16 protein-coding genes are annotated in these 15,923 nt (G+C 64.6%); 7 read left to right on the plus strand and 9 right to left on the minus strand.

Annotated features, from left to right (window positions below):
* Window positions 1-53 precede the first annotated feature (53 nt).
* Together GOACH_RS06335 and GOACH_RS06340 are read left to right on the plus strand one after the other, a co-directional pair.
* Window positions 54-944, plus strand: a complete 891-nt coding sequence (locus GOACH_RS06335) for a phosphoribosylaminoimidazolesuccinocarboxamide synthase (protein ID WP_005172269.1) — start codon at window positions 54-56, stop codon at window positions 942-944.
* 7 nt (window positions 945-951) lie between these two features.
* On the plus strand, window positions 952-3,126 hold the full coding sequence (locus tag GOACH_RS06340) for a S9 family peptidase (RefSeq protein ID WP_005172272.1): 2,175 nt from the start codon (window positions 952-954) through the stop codon (window positions 3,124-3,126).
* On the opposite strand, the gene GOACH_RS06345 is transcribed toward GOACH_RS06340, so the two are convergent.
* From GOACH_RS06345 to GOACH_RS06355, 3 genes are all read right to left on the minus strand, one after another.
* The gene (locus GOACH_RS06345) at window positions 3,123-3,803 is read right to left on the minus strand and encodes an NPCBM/NEW2 domain-containing protein (RefSeq protein ID WP_157227557.1); all 681 of its coding nucleotides are present in this window, start codon (window positions 3,801-3,803) and stop codon (window positions 3,123-3,125) included. The two genes, GOACH_RS06340 and GOACH_RS06345, sit on opposite strands and share 4 nt — an antisense overlap.
* A gap of 585 nt (window positions 3,804-4,388) precedes the next feature.
* Window positions 4,389-5,948 carry a DHA2 family efflux MFS transporter permease subunit gene (locus GOACH_RS06350; protein WP_005172277.1) on the minus strand — a complete coding sequence of 520 codons (1,560 nt, stop codon included), beginning with the start codon at window positions 5,946-5,948 and terminating at the stop codon, window positions 4,389-4,391.
* On the minus strand, window positions 5,945-6,469 hold the full coding sequence (locus GOACH_RS06355; protein ID WP_005172279.1) for a MarR family winged helix-turn-helix transcriptional regulator: 525 nt from the start codon (window positions 6,467-6,469) through the stop codon (window positions 5,945-5,947). The genes GOACH_RS06350 and GOACH_RS06355 overlap by 4 nt, the downstream gene beginning before the upstream one ends.
* A gap of 125 nt (window positions 6,470-6,594) precedes the next feature.
* On the opposite strand from GOACH_RS06355, the gene GOACH_RS06360 reads away from it, so the two are divergent.
* From GOACH_RS06360 to GOACH_RS06375, 4 genes are all read left to right on the plus strand, one after another.
* Window positions 6,595-7,083 carry a glutathione peroxidase gene (locus GOACH_RS06360; protein ID WP_040517954.1) on the plus strand — a complete coding sequence of 163 codons (489 nt, stop codon included), beginning with the start codon at window positions 6,595-6,597 and terminating at the stop codon, window positions 7,081-7,083.
* Window positions 7,084-7,198: 115 nt separating this feature from the next.
* Window positions 7,199-7,438: a phosphoribosylformylglycinamidine synthase subunit PurS gene (purS, locus tag GOACH_RS06365; protein ID WP_005172285.1), complete on the plus strand. Its 240-nt coding sequence runs from the start codon at window positions 7,199-7,201 to the stop codon at window positions 7,436-7,438.
* 29 nt (window positions 7,439-7,467) lie between these two features.
* Window positions 7,468-8,148 carry a phosphoribosylformylglycinamidine synthase subunit PurQ gene (gene purQ / locus GOACH_RS06370; RefSeq protein WP_005172288.1) on the plus strand — a complete coding sequence of 227 codons (681 nt, stop codon included), beginning with the start codon at window positions 7,468-7,470 and terminating at the stop codon, window positions 8,146-8,148.
* A 5-nt stretch (window positions 8,149-8,153) separates the two neighbouring features.
* A complete protein-coding gene (locus tag GOACH_RS06375) occupies window positions 8,154-9,458 on the plus strand; it encodes a M18 family aminopeptidase (RefSeq protein ID WP_005172290.1) in 1,305 nt (434 codons plus the stop codon).
* Window positions 9,459-9,479: 21 nt separating this feature from the next.
* Here the strand turns inward: GOACH_RS06375 and GOACH_RS06380 are convergent, their stop codons facing one another.
* From GOACH_RS06380 to GOACH_RS06390, 3 genes are all read right to left on the minus strand, one after another.
* A complete protein-coding gene (locus GOACH_RS06380) occupies window positions 9,480-10,298 on the minus strand; it encodes a lytic transglycosylase domain-containing protein (RefSeq protein WP_005172293.1) in 819 nt (272 codons plus the stop codon).
* A 198-nt stretch (window positions 10,299-10,496) separates the two neighbouring features.
* On the minus strand, window positions 10,497-11,762 hold the full coding sequence (locus tag GOACH_RS06385; RefSeq protein WP_005172295.1) for a hypothetical protein: 1,266 nt from the start codon (window positions 11,760-11,762) through the stop codon (window positions 10,497-10,499).
* 129 nt (window positions 11,763-11,891) lie between these two features.
* Complete coding sequence (locus GOACH_RS06390; RefSeq protein ID WP_005172299.1) at window positions 11,892-12,761, minus strand: SDR family oxidoreductase; 870 nt, start codon at window positions 12,759-12,761, stop codon at window positions 11,892-11,894.
* Between the two features lie 113 nt (window positions 12,762-12,874).
* Here GOACH_RS06390 and GOACH_RS06395 point away from each other — a divergent pair, with 113 nt between their 5' ends.
* A complete protein-coding gene (locus tag GOACH_RS06395) occupies window positions 12,875-13,294 on the plus strand; it encodes a winged helix-turn-helix transcriptional regulator (RefSeq protein WP_040517956.1) in 420 nt (139 codons plus the stop codon).
* Window positions 13,295-13,363: 69 nt separating this feature from the next.
* Here GOACH_RS06395 and GOACH_RS06400 read toward each other — a convergent pair whose 3' ends face one another.
* From GOACH_RS06400 to GOACH_RS06410, 3 genes are all read right to left on the minus strand, one after another.
* Window positions 13,364-14,707 carry a VOC family protein gene (locus GOACH_RS06400; protein ID WP_040517814.1) on the minus strand — a complete coding sequence of 448 codons (1,344 nt, stop codon included), beginning with the start codon at window positions 14,705-14,707 and terminating at the stop codon, window positions 13,364-13,366.
* Between the two features lie 4 nt (window positions 14,708-14,711).
* Window positions 14,712-15,218 (minus strand): RNA polymerase sigma factor, encoded by a 507-nt coding sequence (locus GOACH_RS06405; protein ID WP_005172307.1) that lies wholly within the window; start codon window positions 15,216-15,218, stop codon window positions 14,712-14,714.
* 121 nt (window positions 15,219-15,339) lie between these two features.
* On the minus strand, window positions 15,340-15,894 hold the full coding sequence (locus tag GOACH_RS06410) for an LppP/LprE family lipoprotein (protein WP_005172310.1): 555 nt from the start codon (window positions 15,892-15,894) through the stop codon (window positions 15,340-15,342).
* Window positions 15,895-15,923: the final 29 nt, after the last annotated feature.

The following is a 15,923-nucleotide window of genomic DNA, read 5'->3' on the forward strand; positions in this document are numbered from 1 at the left end:
GCTCTACGGTCCCACATGCGCCGTCGCCACACCGGAGCATCTAAGGTCGAACCATGCGTCCAGCTCTCGACTCGTACACCTTCGTGGCCTCGGGCAAGGTGCGCGAGATCTACCAGATCGACTCCGACACCCTGCTCATGGTCGCCAGCGACCGGATCTCGGCGTATGACTTCGTGTTGTCGCCCGAGATTCCCGACAAGGGTCGCATCCTGACCGCGATGAGCTTCTTCTGGTTCGACGCGCTGGGTGTGCCCAACCACCTCGCGGGTGGCCCCGACGATGAGCGCATCCCGGCCGAACTCGTCGGGCGGTCGATGGTCGTGCACAAGCTGCCGATGGTGCCCGTCGAATGTGTCGCACGCGGATACCTGACAGGGTCGGGACTCATCGACTACAACACGACCGGCGCGGTCTGCGGGGTGGTGCTGCCGTCGGGACTGCACGAGGCCGACAAACTGCCGCAGCCGATTTTCACGCCCGCGACCAAGGCCGAGCAGGGCGACCACGACGAGAACATCACCTTCGAGCAGGCCGCGGACCTCGTCGGCACCGACCTCGCCGACGCTCTGCGCACCGCGACCCTCGACATCTACAGCAGGGGCGCCGACCTCGCTGCCGGGCGTGGAATCATCCTCGCCGACACCAAGTTCGAGTTCGGCCAGACACCCGACGGTTCGCTTGTGCTCGCCGACGAGGTGCTGACCCCCGACTCGTCGCGGTACTGGGATGCCGACTCATACACACCGGGACACGTGCAGCCGAGTTTCGACAAACAGATCGTCCGCAATTGGCTGACGTCACCGGCATCGGGTTGGGACCGCTCGTCGGATACCCCGCCGCCGGGTCTGCCCGCTGACGTCGTCGAACGCACACGTGCCCGTTACATCGAAGCCTACGAACTGATTTCGCAGAAGTCGTTCGCCGACTGGCCCGACCACGCATAGGAGACCCGTGACCGACACCACCCCCGGCAACGCCGCCGCCCCCACCGCGCCCGCCGCCAAGAAGGTTCGCACCGAGCGCACGCACCACGGTGACACCTTCGTCGACGAGTACGAGTGGTTGCGCGACAAGGACGACGCCGAGGTGATCGCCTTCCTCGAAGCCGAGAACGCGTACACAGAGGCGCATACTGCGCACCTGGCGGGCCTGCGGGCCACGATCTTCGGGGAGATCAAGTCGCGCACCAAGGAAACCGACATGTCGGTGCCGAGTAGGCGTGGCGGCTACTGGTACTACGGCCGGACGCAGGAGGGCAAGCAGTACGGCATCCAATGTCGTTGCCCCATCGGCGATATCGACGACTGGACACCGCCGGAGGTGTCCGACGACGCCCCGCTGCCTGGTGAAGAGATCCTGCTCGACGCCAACGTCGAAGCGCAGGGGCATGAGTTCTTCAGCCTCGGAACGTTGGCTGTCAGCCATGACGGCAAGTGGCTCGCGTACAGCACCGACGTCGTCGGAGACGAGCGATACACGTTGCGCTTCAAGAACCTCGAGACCGGCGAGCTGCTTCCCGATGTCATCACCGACACAGCGGGAGGGGCGTCATGGTCGCTCGACGCCAAGCACGTGTTCTACCAGACGGTCGACGCCGCATGGCGCCCGGATACGGTGTGGCGCCACGACATCGGCGCCGGAACCGAGGACGTCAAGGTCTTCCACGAGCCCGATGAGCGCTACTGGGTCGGCATGGGCTCCACGCGCAGCGACAAGTACCTGATGATCGTCACCGGCTCGAAGATCACCTCCGAGTGCTTCGTGCTCGCCGCCGACGACCCGACGGGTGAGTTCCGCAGCGTCGCACCGCGCGTCGAGGGCGTCGAATATTCGGTGGAGCACGCCGAGATCTCCGGCCGCGATTACTTCCTGATCGTGCACAACGACATTCGCGACGGGGAGAAGGCGGAGGACTTCGCGATCGACATCGCCCCCGTCGACGATCCCTCTGCCCGAACCGAGTTCATCGGCCATCGACGCGGTGTACGCATCGAGGACATCGACGCCTTCCGCGACTATCTCGTCCTGTCCTACCGTGCCGATGCGCTTCCGCGGGTCTCGATCGCAGACCTGCGTCGGATCGACGGAGTGCCGGTGGCCGAAGACTTCATCGAAGTCGCTGTCGCGCAGGAGCTGTTCTCCCTCGGGCTCGCGGGTAACCGCGAATGGACGACGCCGCGCCTGCGCTTCGGTTACGGCAGCTTCATCGAGCCCGCCGAGTTGTTCGAACTCGACGTCGACACCGGTGAACGCACCCTGCTCAAGCGTCAGCCGGTGCTCGGCGGATACGACCCCGACGAGTACGAGCAGTCCCGCGAGTGGGCAACGGCAGCAGACGGAACGCGGATTCCGCTGTCGATCGTGCGACGTAAAGGGGTCGGGGTCACAGACGACGGTCAGCCCACTCCTGCACCGCTGCTGATCTACGGATACGGCTCGTACGAGGCGAGTTTCGATCCGGGCTTCTCGGTATCGCGGTTGTCGATGCTCGACCGCGGCGTCGTCTTCGTTCTCGCGCACGTGCGTGGTGGCGGCGAAATGGGCCGCCACTGGTACGAGAACGGCAAGACGCTCACCAAGAAGAACACCTTCACCGACTTCGTCGACTCGGCGCGATACCTGGTCGAGCGTGGCTGGACGACGCCGCAACAGATGGTGGCAGAAGGTGGTTCGGCCGGCGGTCTGCTGATGGGTGCGGTGGCGAATCTCGCGCCTGAGTTGTTCAACGGCATCCTGGCGTCGGTGCCGTTCGTCGATGCACTGAACTCGATCCTGGACCCGTCGTTGCCACTGACGGTGATCGAGTGGGACGAGTGGGGAGATCCGCTGCACGATCCCGAGGTCTACGAGTACATGAAGTCGTACTCACCCTACGAGAACGTCACCGCGCAGCCGTATCCGTCGATCCTGGCCGAGACGTCGCTCAACGACACCCGCGTGATGTACACCGAGGCGGCGAAATGGGTTGCCAAACTTCAGGCGCTGAGCACCTCCGACGCTCCGATCCTGCTCAAGACGGAGATGTCGGCAGGCCACGGTGGCGTCAGCGGGCGCTACAAGCAGTGGGAAGAAGTGGCTTTCGAGCTGGCCTGGATCCTGCAGCAGACCGGTGCGCCGGCCACCTAACTCTTCTGGATCAGCCGTGCGTCGCCGATGACACAGTCCCCCTCACCAGGACCACCCCAGGACAGGATTATCTTGAGTCGGAGTGCATTGGTGAGCGGAACATCTAGCGGGTTGGTCCTGCCGAATGCAAAGGGTCCGTTGTAGACCCGTTTGCCATCCGCCTCAATCTGCGCGGTGCACGTGAATGACGACGCGCTGTTGTCAGCCACACCGCCGATGGCCTTCAATGCGACGGCCGACCGGCCGAGGTCGTATTCAAAGGTGCACGTGTCTTGATGGTCCTTGATGAAGTCGTCTCGCCCGGCATACACCGAGTGAAAGACGTTCGTACCGTCGAGTGCTGCAACGCCGGCGCCATCGTGGTTGTAGAAGGTGTCGCATTTCTCTGACACCGGGTCGAGATCGGTCAAGTACTTGCTTCGTCCGTCGGTGGGCCGGGACGCTTGGGCGTTCGACCCGGTGAATTCGGCGTCGCGCAAAACGATCCCGTTGCTGTCGGAGCAACCCGTGACGTCGGTACCGAGTTCACGAATCGTAATCTGCTTGACTCCGGTTGCATCCACTTTCACTGAAACGGGTTTACCTAATTCAGGATTCGCCACAACCACGCGTGCCGAGTCGACCTCAAACTCCACGTGACTCTTCTGCTTGGCGCTACTGCGGTCGCCGACCGCCACATCCGCAGTGAAGGACCCTGCCGAAGTCGGAACGTTGTATGTGTAGATCTTCTCGGAGTCTGAGCCCTCCACGCAGCCCAGGTAGATCGCATCGGGTTCGGACGTACCGTCGATCTGCGCGGTGCCGACCTCTGGTGGTTGTGTCGTGCCGATCGGCTTGAGGCTCGACAGTGGGATCGTCGGGGTCGATGCAGCGCTGCTGGATGTTGATGTGTAGCTGTCGGTTCCATTGGCGGCCGCGTAGCCGGATCCTGCGGGGGCCGCGGGCGACGAGGACGACGACCCGTGTGTCGAACATGCCGCTGCACCCGCGAGCGCCACGATGGCCATCGCAGGGAGTACGCATCGCATTCGAGTCGAGCGCTGGCCTCGGATAGGGGATGGAGCAGATGTCATGGCGAGATTCATAGCATCGTCGGCATCTGGAGTGCTCGCTGACGAGCTGTACCGTCGGGGCGCCGGAGTGAAGTTCGTTCGATCGGGTGACACCTGGGAAACGCGGTCGCTGTACTCGGTCGTGAGACGCCGGTGCCCCCGGCCGCAGTCGTCGCGGCCAGGGGCACCGGCGTGTGGCGGAGCGTCCGATCAGTGCATGACGATCGGGGCGCGGTCGACGTCCTCTTCGACGAGCGTCGAGGCGATCTTCTTCCGCGGCAGGAAGAATGCCGGGATGATCGTCACCACGATCAGCGCGACCGCCACGATGAATGTGGCGCCGAAAGCCTCGGCGGCCCAGCTGAACCACTGGCCCGGCGGGTTCTGCGGGGCCTGCCCGGCCTTGACCAGGAGGTCGTACTTCTCGGGAGCGGCATTCGACGCGATCGCCAGTTGCGATTCCGCGTGCGCCTTGAGGTTGGTCGCGAGGATCACCGAGATCACCGCGGTACCGATCGACGACGCGGTCTGCTGGACGACGTTCATCAGCGTCGAACCGTCGGGAACCTGCTTGTTGCTCAGGGTTGCCAGCGCGGCCGACATGATCGGCATCATCGTCATGCCCATACCGAGTCCCTGGACGAACAGGGCGCCGCAGAGCAGCCAGTAGGGCGTGTCGGAGCCGAGGAACATGAACGTTCCCATACCGAGTGCCATCAGCACGATGCCGACGAGCACGAACTTGCCGGGGCCGATCTTGTCGGTCATCTTGCCCGCCACGGGCATGGTGATCATGGCGCCGATTCCCTGCGGAGCCAACAGCAATCCGGCCGCGAGGGTGCTTTCACCGCGAATGCCGATGAAGTACTGCGGGTAGAGCAGCGCGGCTCCGAAGAAGGCGATCATGAAGAACGTCATCGTGATGACCGCGATCGCGAGTGTCTTGTTCTTGAACAGACGCAGGTCGAGCAACGGATGGTTGGTGTGCAGTGCGTGCCAGACGAATCCGATGATCAGGATCAGGCCGATGATCGACGTCGTCAACACCTTGGTATCGATGAACGTGCCCGCCTCGGTACTCGACGAGATCCCGTAGAGGAACAGTGCGAGGCCCGGGGACAACAGCAGCAGGCCCACGATGTCGATCTTCGGCTTGGACTTTTCGTCGTCGTTGCCCAGCGCGAACCACGAATAGACCAGCGCGACAATGCCGATCGGCACGTTGATGAGGAACACCCAGTGCCAGCTGGCCTTCTCGATGAGCAGCCCACCGAGGATCGGGCCTGCGATGGGGCCGAGCAGCATCGGAATACCGAGAACGGCCATCACCGAGCCGACACGCTCAGGTCCGGCAGCCTTGGTCAGGATCATCATGCCGATCGGCATGAGCAGACCACCGCCGAGGCCCTGGACGACGCGGAACGCCACGAGTGAACCGATGTTCCACGCCAGCGCGCAGAGTGCGGATCCGATGGTGAACAGGATCAGCGACATCATGTAGACGTTCTTGGTACCGAAACGTGCTGCAGCCCAACTCGACAACGGGATCACCGCGGCCAGCGCCAGCGTGTACCCGGTCATGGTCCATGCGGCGCCTGCGGCATCGGTGTTGAACTCGTTCTGGAAGGTGTTCTGCGCGACCGACACCACGGTGACGTCGAGGATCGACATGATGGCGCCGAGCACGACCACGCCGGCGATGACCAGCACATGGCGATCGAGCTTGGTATCCGGTGCGTGTGGTGGCGCCCCTGCGGAAGAACTCGTCATGAGGATGCTTTCGCTTTCAGATCGGTGGTGGACGGTGCCGCAGAGGTTGTTCTGCGGCCGAGATCGAAATAGTCGACGTCGGCGTCGACGATGTCCCGTAATGCAGACGTCAACGCGGCCCGGAACTCATCGGGCAACCCGTCGATGAATCGTCCGACGAGTTCGCGCTTGATGTCCAACTGTTTTTCGACGGCCACGCGGCCCGCGTCGGTCATCGTGACCAGTTTGACCCGGCGGTCGCCGGGATCCTCACGACGGTCGACAAGACCCGCCTGGACCAGTCGGTCGACGGTCCGCCCGGCCGTGGCGATCGACAGGTCAACACGGTGAGCGATCTCGTGCACGGGTATGGGAGCGTCGTGCATGGCGACGACGAACAGGGCACGGAACTGCGTGAATGTCAGTTCCGAGGCTGCGAGGGTGTCCATCGCCTCGGCGGTCCCGATGCAGGAGAGGCGTTCCAGGAAAGAACTGAGCGCGTCGTACGCGACCTCATTCTGGACAGGAGCAACTGCGGACACCGTGAAATGCTAACGACCATGCAACCTTCTCGCCAATGCAACTGTCTGTGAGATGCAACACCGCGCGCATGTGCGTGATCTACACCACTGCGACCGCGAATCGCGGGGTGACTAGGGTCGAGGTCATGGCGGAAACAAACATCAAGAACATCCCTGTGAACGCGCTCGACGGCTCACCGCTGAGCCTGGCCGATTTCTCCGGACCGATGCTGGTGGTGAACGTCGCCAGCAAGTGCGGACTCACACCGCAGTACGCGGGTCTGGAAGAACTCGCCGAGAAGTACGCCGACCGCGGTCTCACCGTCGTCGGGGTCCCCTGCAACCAGTTCATGGGACAGGAACCCGGCACCGCCGAGGAGATCGCGACCTTCTGTTCGACGACCTACGGCGTGACGTTCCCGCTGTTGGAGAAGACAGACGTCAACGGCGACGACCGGCATCCGCTCTATGCCGAACTCACCAAGACGGCAGACGCCGACGGTGAAGCGGGCGACGTCCAGTGGAACTTCGAGAAGTTCGTCGTCGATGCCGATGGCCATGTGACCGCGCGCATCCGACCGCGCACCGAGCCGACCGACCCTGTCGTCATCGAGGCCGTCGAAGCCGTCCTCTGATGCAATCTGCGGCCTGTGGCGGCACGGTGCAGATTGACCGGTAAGCTGAGAGCCGTCGAAAATCCGCTGGTCCGCGCGACCCGCGGATGTCACGTGAGAAGAGGAGCACTAGCCGATGGCACGAGTGGTGGTCGACGTGATGCCCAAGGCCGAAATCCTCGATCCGCAGGGTCAGGCCATCGTCGGAGCCCTCGGTCGGCTCGGCTTCGACGGCGTCTCGCAGGTTCGGCAGGGTAAACGGTTCGAGCTCGAGGTCGACGATTCGGTCGACGACGTGGCGCTCGGCCGCATTGCAGAAGAACTGCTGACCAACACGGTGATCGAGAACTTCACCGTCTCCCGCGTCGCCGACTGACGGCCCGAGATCGAGTCGAGTAGGACCACATGACTGCACGTATCGGTGTCATCACCTTTCCCGGCACTCTCGACGACGTCGACGCGTCGCGCGCGGTGCGCATCGCCGGCGCAGAGGCCGTCGAACTCTGGCACGGCGACGCCGACCTCAAGGGTGTCGACGCGGTGATCGTGCCCGGCGGCTTTTCCTATGGCGATTATCTGCGCGCCGGAGCGATCGCCAGGTTCGCGCCCGTGATGGGGTCGGTGATCGAGGCAGCACAGCGCGGTATGCCGGTTCTGGGAATCTGCAACGGATTTCAGATCCTCTGCGAAGCGGGACTGCTCCCCGGGGCGCTCACCCGGAACGAGGGGCTCCACTTCATCTGCCAGGACCAGTGGCTGAAGGTCGAGAACAACACGACTGCATGGACGTCGCGTTTTGAGGCCGGTGCCGAGATCCTCATCCCGCTGAAATCCGGCGAAGGCCGCTACGTCGCACCCGAACGCAAACTCGAAGAGCTCGAGGGCGAGGGGCTCGTCGTATTCACCTATGCCGGAAGCAATCCCAACGGGTCCGTCCTCGACATCGCGGGCATCTCCAGCCCAAACGGACGTGTCGTCGGATTGATGCCGCACCCCGAGCATGCGACCGAAGCGTTGACCGGACCCAGTGACGACGGTCTCGGGCTGTTCTACTCAGCCATCGACGCCGTACTCGCCAGCGCCTGAGACCGATGACAACCCCGTCGCTGGCAACGTCCGCCACAGCAGAGGGGCTCGGTGCGTTCATCGACGCCTCGCCGTCGCCTTTTCACGTGTGTGCGACGGTAGCCGCAGAACTCGAATCCGCCGGTTTTCAACGGCTTTTCGAGGACCAGGACTGGTCGTCGGAGCAGGACATGGCGTTCGAGGGGTTGTCCGACGACGCCGGTCGACGCTTCTACGTCATCCGAGGCGGGTCGATCATCGCCTGGGATCTCGGCGACGGCGAGGACTTCCGGATCATCGGTGGTCACACCGACAGTCCCAACCTCCGTGTCAAACAGAACCCCGACCGCGAGTCGGCAGGGCTGGCCACGGTGGCGCTCGAACCGTACGGGGGAGCGTGGCTCAACTCGTGGCTCGATCGCGACCTGGGGCTCTCCGGTCGACTCGCCTATCGTGCCGACAGTGGCGTCAGTAGTGTGCTGGTCAACATCACCGAGCCGATTCTCCGAGTGCCGCAGTTGGCAATTCACCTCTCCGAGGACCGCAAGGGTGTGACGCTCAATCCGCAGCGGCACGTCGACGCCATCTGGGGAGTCGAGTCGTCGGTGCCGCTCCTGCAGTGGGTGGCCGAGTATGCGGGTATCGATCCGGAAGCGGTGCTCGGCTGGGAACTGATGACGCACGACGTGACCCCGTCGAGGGTCATCGGTGCGAACGACGAACTACTCAGTGCCCCAAGGCTTGACAACCAGGGCACCTGCTATGCGGGGATGCACGCACTACTCGACGGTGAGCCGACACTGCACACCAGGGTGCTCGCGCTGTTCGACCACGAAGAGGTGGGTAGCGGGTCCGAGCGCGGCGCGGCGTCGGACTTCCTGGCGACGACACTCGAACGAATCGTTCTGTCGCAGGGCGGCTCTCGCGCCGGCTTCCTGCAATCGATGGCGGCGAGCGTGTGCGTGTCCGGCGACATGGCGCACGCAACGCACCCGAACTACCCCGAACGGCACGAGCCGACGCATCGGATCGAGATCAACGGTGGTCCGGTGCTCAAGGTCAACCAGAATCTGCGATACGCATCGGATGCTGTGGGGGAGGCGGTCTTTGCGCTCGCCTGCGACTCCGCCGGGGTGCCGATGCAGCGCTACATCCATCGCGCGGATCTGCCGTGCGGCTCGACCATCGGACCGATCACGGCGACGCGGACCGGATTGCTCACCATCGACGTCGGGGCACCGCAACTCGCCATGCACAGCGCACGCGAACTCATGGGAGCAGCCGATGTGTCGATGTATTCGGCTGCGCTGCAGGCGTTCCTGAGCGGGTAGTGACCGCGTCGAGCTGAGCTGTCAGTAGCTGCGCGCGAAGCCGAGGACGTTGTTCACGTAGTCCATCGAGTTGTTGTAGCGCAGCACGGCTGTCGCTTCCGATGCCTGGTTGCGCAGATCGAGGTGGCCGTCGCAGAGGTAGCGGGCGGTGGTCAGTGCGGCGTCGAACAGGTTCTGCGGGTCGATCTTGCCGTCGCCGTTGCCGTCGGCGCCGTACTTCTCCCAGGTCGCGGGGATGAACTGCATCGGTCCGACGGCGCGGTCGTGGACGGAGTCGCCGTCGAGTCGACCGCCGTCGGTATCGGTGATGACCTGATTGCCTGCGAGCGAGCCGTCGAGGACAGGCCCGTAGATCGGCGACTTCAGTGTGCCGTCAGGTGTGGCGTCACCCTCGTTGGCGTGATGCGACTCCACCTTGCCGATGCCCGCGATGAGCGTCCACGGAATGCCGCACTGCGGCTGATCGTGCGCCATGGTGTCCGCGGCGTGCCGGTAGGCCTCGAAGGCAACCTGCGGGACGGCACCGTCGGTGACGCTCGCCGGCAGGGGCGGAGGCGGAGGGGGTGTCGAGGTGACCTTGTGGGTCGCGACGACCGGCTCTGCGTGGGTGGCGGTGTGGTCCGCAGGCGCCTGCGTGGCCGTGCTTGGACCGGCGGCGGCGGCCTGGGTGTGGGTCGGCGTCGGCTGTGCGGCTCCGAGAGCGCCCTCGTCTGCGTTGGCGCCCGCTGCCACCGTCATGGCTCCGACGATGGGTATCAGGCCTGCCCCGATCAGCGGCCCCCGCGACCTGGTGAACGCATGCGGCAGAATGGTCTGCCGCGGCTTCGAATGCTTGCCCAAAACTGATCCTCACACGTACCTCGGTGGATGTACCGAGAAAGACCGTACATGTGGGCGTGTCCATACCGTTATCTGAGCGTTATCGAAAACTGTGTGATCGCTGAACCCGCGCTGCGATATCGCTGGTCGTTACGGGAATGTTTCGTGCACTGTGATCTCGGGCACAGGGGGTCCTTAGGCCCTTGTCGATGCAAGGATTCAGCTCGGCCGCAATACCGACAGCGAGGTGCCCTCGGTGAGCACGATGTAGCCGTCGACGTCGGTGGCGCGACCGAGGATGGGGCGTGTCCAGGCCACTGTTCCCCGGGGGACGTCGAATGCAGTGAGTTGGCCGCTGCTGGCGAACACCAGGTTCTCGCCGGATGATCCGACGCAGCCCACCAGGTCGAGGTTGGTGTCCGGATCGTCGATACTCGGTACGGGCAGGGTTCCTACGCGCTCGCCGTCGTCGAGGCGATAGATGACGCGGGAGCGGTCCATTCGCGCGAAGGCGACCATCGAGCCGCAGGGGCGGGTGTTCGATTTCGAGAGGTTCGGATCGGAGATCTGCCACAGCGCGTCGGCGCGTGCAGGGTCGCGGACCTGGTAGAAGCCCTGCGTCGCCTGCATCGCGGCGTCGCCGACCGTGGTCAGCACCGGAAGGGTCGAGGGTCCGTCGACGACCTGTGCCTGGGCCGACCTCGACGTCGAGTGCTCGGTGGGTGCGCCGCCGACCACCGCATAGGTGTCGACAGACTCCTGATCGCCGTCACGGTGGATGACGGCAAGTCCCGTCGAGTACGTCAGGATGTCGCACTGTCGGCAGTGCAGAGTGTCCCTGCCCTGCGAGTCGACGACGAATCTGCTGCCGTCAGCGGTCGAGATGATGAGCAGCTGATGTTCATAGGTGGCGTGCGCCGCCGCTGCGAACGTGCGGCCCCAGACCCGCTTGCCCGTCGCGGTGTGCATCGAGACCCCGTAGCCCGCCTGATCGATGCGCACGAAGTTCGCTCCGACCCCGACGACCTGTGCGGTGTCGTCGAGCGCCGAGGGTGAGTCCAGGTTGCCGGAGTCGTCGACGAGATAGAAGCCGTCGGGTCGATCGCCGAGCTTGACGGCGCACCCGACGTTGCCCGTGGCGTCGAAGGCGCACGATCCCAGGCCTGCGACAACAGGTTGCGACCACAGCGCACCGCCGCTGTGCCGGTCGACGAGCTGGTACGCATGTCCGATACCGCGCGGATATGAGAGCAACCACTGATCGTCGTGGGTATCGGCGATCTCGATGTGCCCGGTCTGGTTATAGCCGGGCAACGTGTCGCTCGACGCCGTCCAGGCGACCTCGGGTTCGCGGTCATAGCCGCGCAGTTGAGCGTTCTCGTAGGTCCGTGCCACTGTCGGCGTGTCGATGGATAGCACGATCCCGACGGCCGCGACGAGCAGTGCACTCAGCACCAGGCTGACTGTGCCGATACCAAACGGCATGCGTTGCGCAACGCGCCTCACAGCGGAGCGGGCAGACATGGCCAACAGTCAATCACGGCCGCGTTCTGCGCCACGCGCCCGACCGGCTCCGCGTGAGGTCGCGCCCGGTCTGGTCAGGAACCAGTCGCGTCAGGAACCAGTCGCAGAGAGCGCGCCGCCGAGGACGTCGGCAAGCGGCGTCGACGGATGGCCTGCGAGGCTCTCGAGGTCGGTGGAGTCGGAGTCGAGCTCGCCGCGCGCAATGCCCGCGTCAGAGTCGGCGAGGATCTTCGCAAAAGTCTCGGGGACGCCGGTGCTGGTCAGGGCTGCCGCGAAATCTGCCTCAGCGAGATCCTGGTAGTGCACGTGTCGACCGCTCACCTTCGCCAGCGTGTCAGCGATGTCGGCGAGTGTCAGATGCTCCGAACCTGCGAGCTCGTAGATTTCGCCGCCCTTGGCGTTGATCAGGGCCGACGCCGCTGCGTCTGCGTAGTCCGAACGCGACGCGCCTGCCACCTTGCCATCACCCGCGCTACCGTACAGATTTCCTGAGTCGATCGCGGCCGAAGCGCCCGCAAGGTAGTTCTCCCAGTACCAGCCGTTGCGCAGGAGGACGGTGGGGATTCCACTGTCGGCGAGCAGCTTCTCGGTTGCCTGATGTTCTTGAGCGAGAGCAAGGGTGCTGGTGTCGGCACGCAGCATGGAGGTGTAGGCGATCAGCGAGACCCCGGCATCCTTGGCTGCGTCGATCACGTTGCGGTGCTGCGGGATTCGACGTCCTACCTCGCTGCCGGACACCAGTAGCAGGCGGTCGACGCCTGCGAGCGCCGTGCGCAACGTCTCGGGCGATTCGTAGTCGGCGACGCGGACTGTCACGCCCATATTCGACAGAGTGCTCGCCTTCTTCTCGTCGCGCACGATCGCCACGATGTCGGCGGCGTCGACGCCCGCGGCTCGAAGGCTACCGGCGGCGAGTCCGCCGAGTTGTCCCGTTGCTCCGGTGATTGCATAGGTGGTCATCAGATCTCCTGCCGTTCGCGTGAACCAAGCTGTCCACCACATGGTGCACTTACTTTTCGTATGGTGCAACTAATTGCGGAAGTGCTGGCTGCAATGTGCAGTACACTGGTGTCATGACCAGGGCAGAAGACCGCTCGACGCGCGACTCCGACATAGATGCCGCATTAGAGGACCCGGCGCTCGAAGCCGACGTGTTCGCGCGGGATTGCGGATCCCGCGAAGTGCTGCAAGACGTGACGAGTCGCTGGGGCCTGCTCGCGCTCGGAGCTCTTTACGACGGTGACCTGCGGTTCAGTGCTCTGCGGCGTCGGGTGCAGGGTGTCAGCGAGCGAATGCTGTCGGTGACACTGCAGACACTGGAGCGCGACGGCTTCGTCAACCGTGCTGTGCTGCAATCGATCCCGCCGAAGGTTGAGTACTCCCTGACGGATCTGGGGCGGGAGGTGGCCCAGAGCCTGGTGGCGGTCATCGAACTGGTCGAGGGGCGCCTGTCAGACGTCGAGCAGGCTCGCGAGCGCTACGACAGCCGCTGAGGGAAAAGATGCGTGGGACCAAAGGAGCATGCTGCCCCCGTGGGTCCCACGGATCTTCCGTTCGGACGGTCAGAACAGCTGTCCGAGGTAGAACTGTGCTCCCTGGTCGTCGGCACACAGTGCCACGTTGCCGTACGCCTGCCGATCGGGTCCGGTGATCACGCGACCGCCTGCGTCGCGTACGCGTCCGACGGCGGTGCCGATGTCGTCGACGTTCCACATCGGCACGGCCACAGCGGAATCCGACCCGCCCGCGATACCGATCTGCGGGTGGGCGTTGTCGACCTCCCAGCCGTCGTCGATGCGCCCGGGCGTGAAAGTCCAGCCGAGGGCTTCGCCGTAGAACCGGCGGAAGCGTTGGCTGCTCGGCGTGTGGATCGTCAGGTAGGACATGTCGCCGACGCCGGTCGGATGTTGGTCGGGACGTGTCTCTTCCGGTGCCGGTTCATACGCACAGAACTCGACGCCCGCATCGTCCACGGCATCGAGGGTCATCCGACCGTTGTGGTCGTAGGGGTCGCGGGTGATCCGTCCACCCGCTGCGACGATCCGGTCTCGCGCCTCGCCGATGTCGTCGACGGCGTAGCCGCAGAACAGTGTCTGGGGTCCGTCGGTCTCGAAGACGATCAGCGGGCGGTCGACGGTGGTCACATGCCGCTCGTCGGTGTCGAACTCCCAACCGAGGACCGCGCTGTAGAACGCACGGGCGCGGGCGGCGTCGTGAGTATTGACCGAGATGAAACCGATGTCGCCGTGTCGGATTCGACTGTGGGGTGCCGCAGTCGCCGGCACCGGTCCCGTCAGCATCCACCGATGTCCGAAGGGATCGACGACGGTGGCGGTGCGCGTACCGTAGGCCTCGTATGGTTCGCGCGTGACGGCTGCACCGCCTCGTTGTGCGCGGTGTAACGCCTCGTCGGTGTCTGCGACTGCCAGCATCAAGCTGACCGAGACCGCACCAGCTGCCGGCGCACGCAGTCCCATATTCGGGAACTCCTCGGCAAGGTAGATCGCTCCGTCGCCGATCTCGAGCTCGGCGTGTCCGATGGTGTTGTCGTCCATCAGGATCGGGTCGCCGCGCAGCGTCGCTCCGAGATGCTCGACATACCAGTCGATCGCCGACCGTGCGTCGCGCACCGTGAGATACGGCAGCGCTCCCGGACGTTCGACGGGCAATGGCGTCGCGCTCGGACCGCCCGAATCGGTCGAGTCCTGCTGAGTCAGTTCGTGTTCGAGTTCGATGGTGTTCATGTCAACTCCTTCGGGTAGAGACACCCCATGTTCGAGTCGACTTCGCAGTGCGTCGGCGAAATCGGTTGCAGGAGAAACTGGCTCGTTCCAGCCCGGCGTCGTGGAGGCGCGCAGAACGCTGAGTGGGTCATGCGATGGCGTGCTCGCGTCGTCGGCGTTCATGTGATCACCCCTTCGCGGACTGGTTGAGCGGATAGGCCTCGCGGAACGCGCGCTTGGCCCTGGTGAGCAACGCTTCGGTGGCGCCGACCGTGCGGTCGAGGATGCGCGCACAGTCGGCGACGGGGAGATCGTCGACGTAGCGCAATGTCAACACCGCGCGGTTGATCGGTGCCAGTTGCGCCAGCGTCGCGTGTGCGACCATGCGGTCGAGATGTGCATCCCACTCGTCGTCGGCGTGCTCGGGGAGTTCGTCGACGGGTTCGGGTGTGCGCTGGGCGCGCCGCCAGTGGTCGGCGAGTTTGTGCCGGGCGACGCCGATCAACCAGCCGACATTCGGGGAGGTGGTGTGGTCGCGGCGCATCGTGTCCATCGCGGCCAGGAACGTCTCCGAGGTGACATCCTCGGCAACCCGCCGATCCGAGCAGCGTCGAAAGACGTACCCGTAGACAGCGGGTAGCGCCTCGTCGTAGACCTCGAGAATGCCCTCGGGGCCGGTGTGTTCGCCGCTCACACAGTCATCATCGTCGGCGCTGGACGAAACCCGACGGCCGTTGGGAGAACTTTCTCCGCACAGCACACCGCCCCGCAGCGCGAACGCAGCGGGGCGGTGCTCGGGCCGGGTGGTCAGGGGATCAGTGGTGCGGCGGGAAGTGACCCACCCGCACGATGTGAGTGCCCACCGTGGACGCCGTGACATAGGTCGGGCCGCCACTTGCGCAGCAGAACGGGTCGGACGGCTTGAGCCAGCGATACCGAACCGTCACCGAGTTCTTGGTGTACTTCGCGACACTGGTGTACGAGTACGGCTTGGGGTCAACCGTGCCGATGAATCGACCGTGCTTGAACAGCAGGACGCGTGACTGATAGGTGGCGTCGCCGATTCCGTTGCCGTTGACCAACATCCAGTCGAGGTTGCACCCCTTCTTGAGTGGATTGTTGCTCGCGGAGATCGGAGTCCAATCGCCGCCGTTGGCGTCGCGACCGATCTTGGACAGCGACGACTGCGCCAGCCTGGAATTGATGTCGAAGCAGAGGCCGTGACCGCTGCCGTAGGGCGGGGCGGCCGACGCCTCGCCGGTTCCAAGTGCGGTTGCGCCGAGTGTCCCCGCCAGCAGACCGGTGAGGGTTAGGGCGAGGACCACGAGACGTCGGGTTCGGTGGGTAATTCGGGTGGCGAGAGAGTGCATGGTGGTGCCTTCCGATCGAGGAACCAGTC

The organism is Gordonia aichiensis NBRC 108223, from assembly GCF_000332975.1.
In the GTDB taxonomy this organism is placed as follows: Bacteria; Actinomycetota; Actinomycetes; order Mycobacteriales; family Mycobacteriaceae; genus Gordonia; species Gordonia aichiensis.

What these genes read in the sequence shown, in the direction of transcription:
- GOACH_RS06335 (WP_005172269.1), top strand. Translation starts at nt 54, where the DNA reads ATGCGTCCAGCTCTCGACTCGTACACCTTCGTGGCCTCGGGCAAGGTG.
- GOACH_RS06350 (WP_005172277.1), bottom strand. Translation starts at nt 5,948, where the DNA reads ATGACGAGTTCTTCCGCAGGGGCGCCACCACACGCACCGGATACCAAG.
- GOACH_RS06360 (WP_040517954.1), top strand. Translation starts at nt 6,595, where the DNA reads ATGGCGGAAACAAACATCAAGAACATCCCTGTGAACGCGCTCGACGGC.
- purS (WP_005172285.1), top strand. Translation starts at nt 7,199, where the DNA reads ATGGCACGAGTGGTGGTCGACGTGATGCCCAAGGCCGAAATCCTCGAT.
- purQ (WP_005172288.1), top strand. Translation starts at nt 7,468, where the DNA reads ATGACTGCACGTATCGGTGTCATCACCTTTCCCGGCACTCTCGACGAC.
- GOACH_RS06375 (WP_005172290.1), top strand. Translation starts at nt 8,154, where the DNA reads ATGACAACCCCGTCGCTGGCAACGTCCGCCACAGCAGAGGGGCTCGGT.
- GOACH_RS06385 (WP_005172295.1), bottom strand. Translation starts at nt 11,762, where the DNA reads ATGCCGTTTGGTATCGGCACAGTCAGCCTGGTGCTGAGTGCACTGCTC.
- GOACH_RS06390 (WP_005172299.1), bottom strand. Translation starts at nt 12,761, where the DNA reads ATGACCACCTATGCAATCACCGGAGCAACGGGACAACTCGGCGGACTC.
- GOACH_RS06395 (WP_040517956.1), top strand. Translation starts at nt 12,875, where the DNA reads ATGACCAGGGCAGAAGACCGCTCGACGCGCGACTCCGACATAGATGCC.
- GOACH_RS06400 (WP_040517814.1), bottom strand. Translation starts at nt 14,707, where the DNA reads ATGAACGCCGACGACGCGAGCACGCCATCGCATGACCCACTCAGCGTT.
- GOACH_RS06410 (WP_005172310.1), bottom strand. Translation starts at nt 15,894, where the DNA reads ATGCACTCTCTCGCCACCCGAATTACCCACCGAACCCGACGTCTCGTG.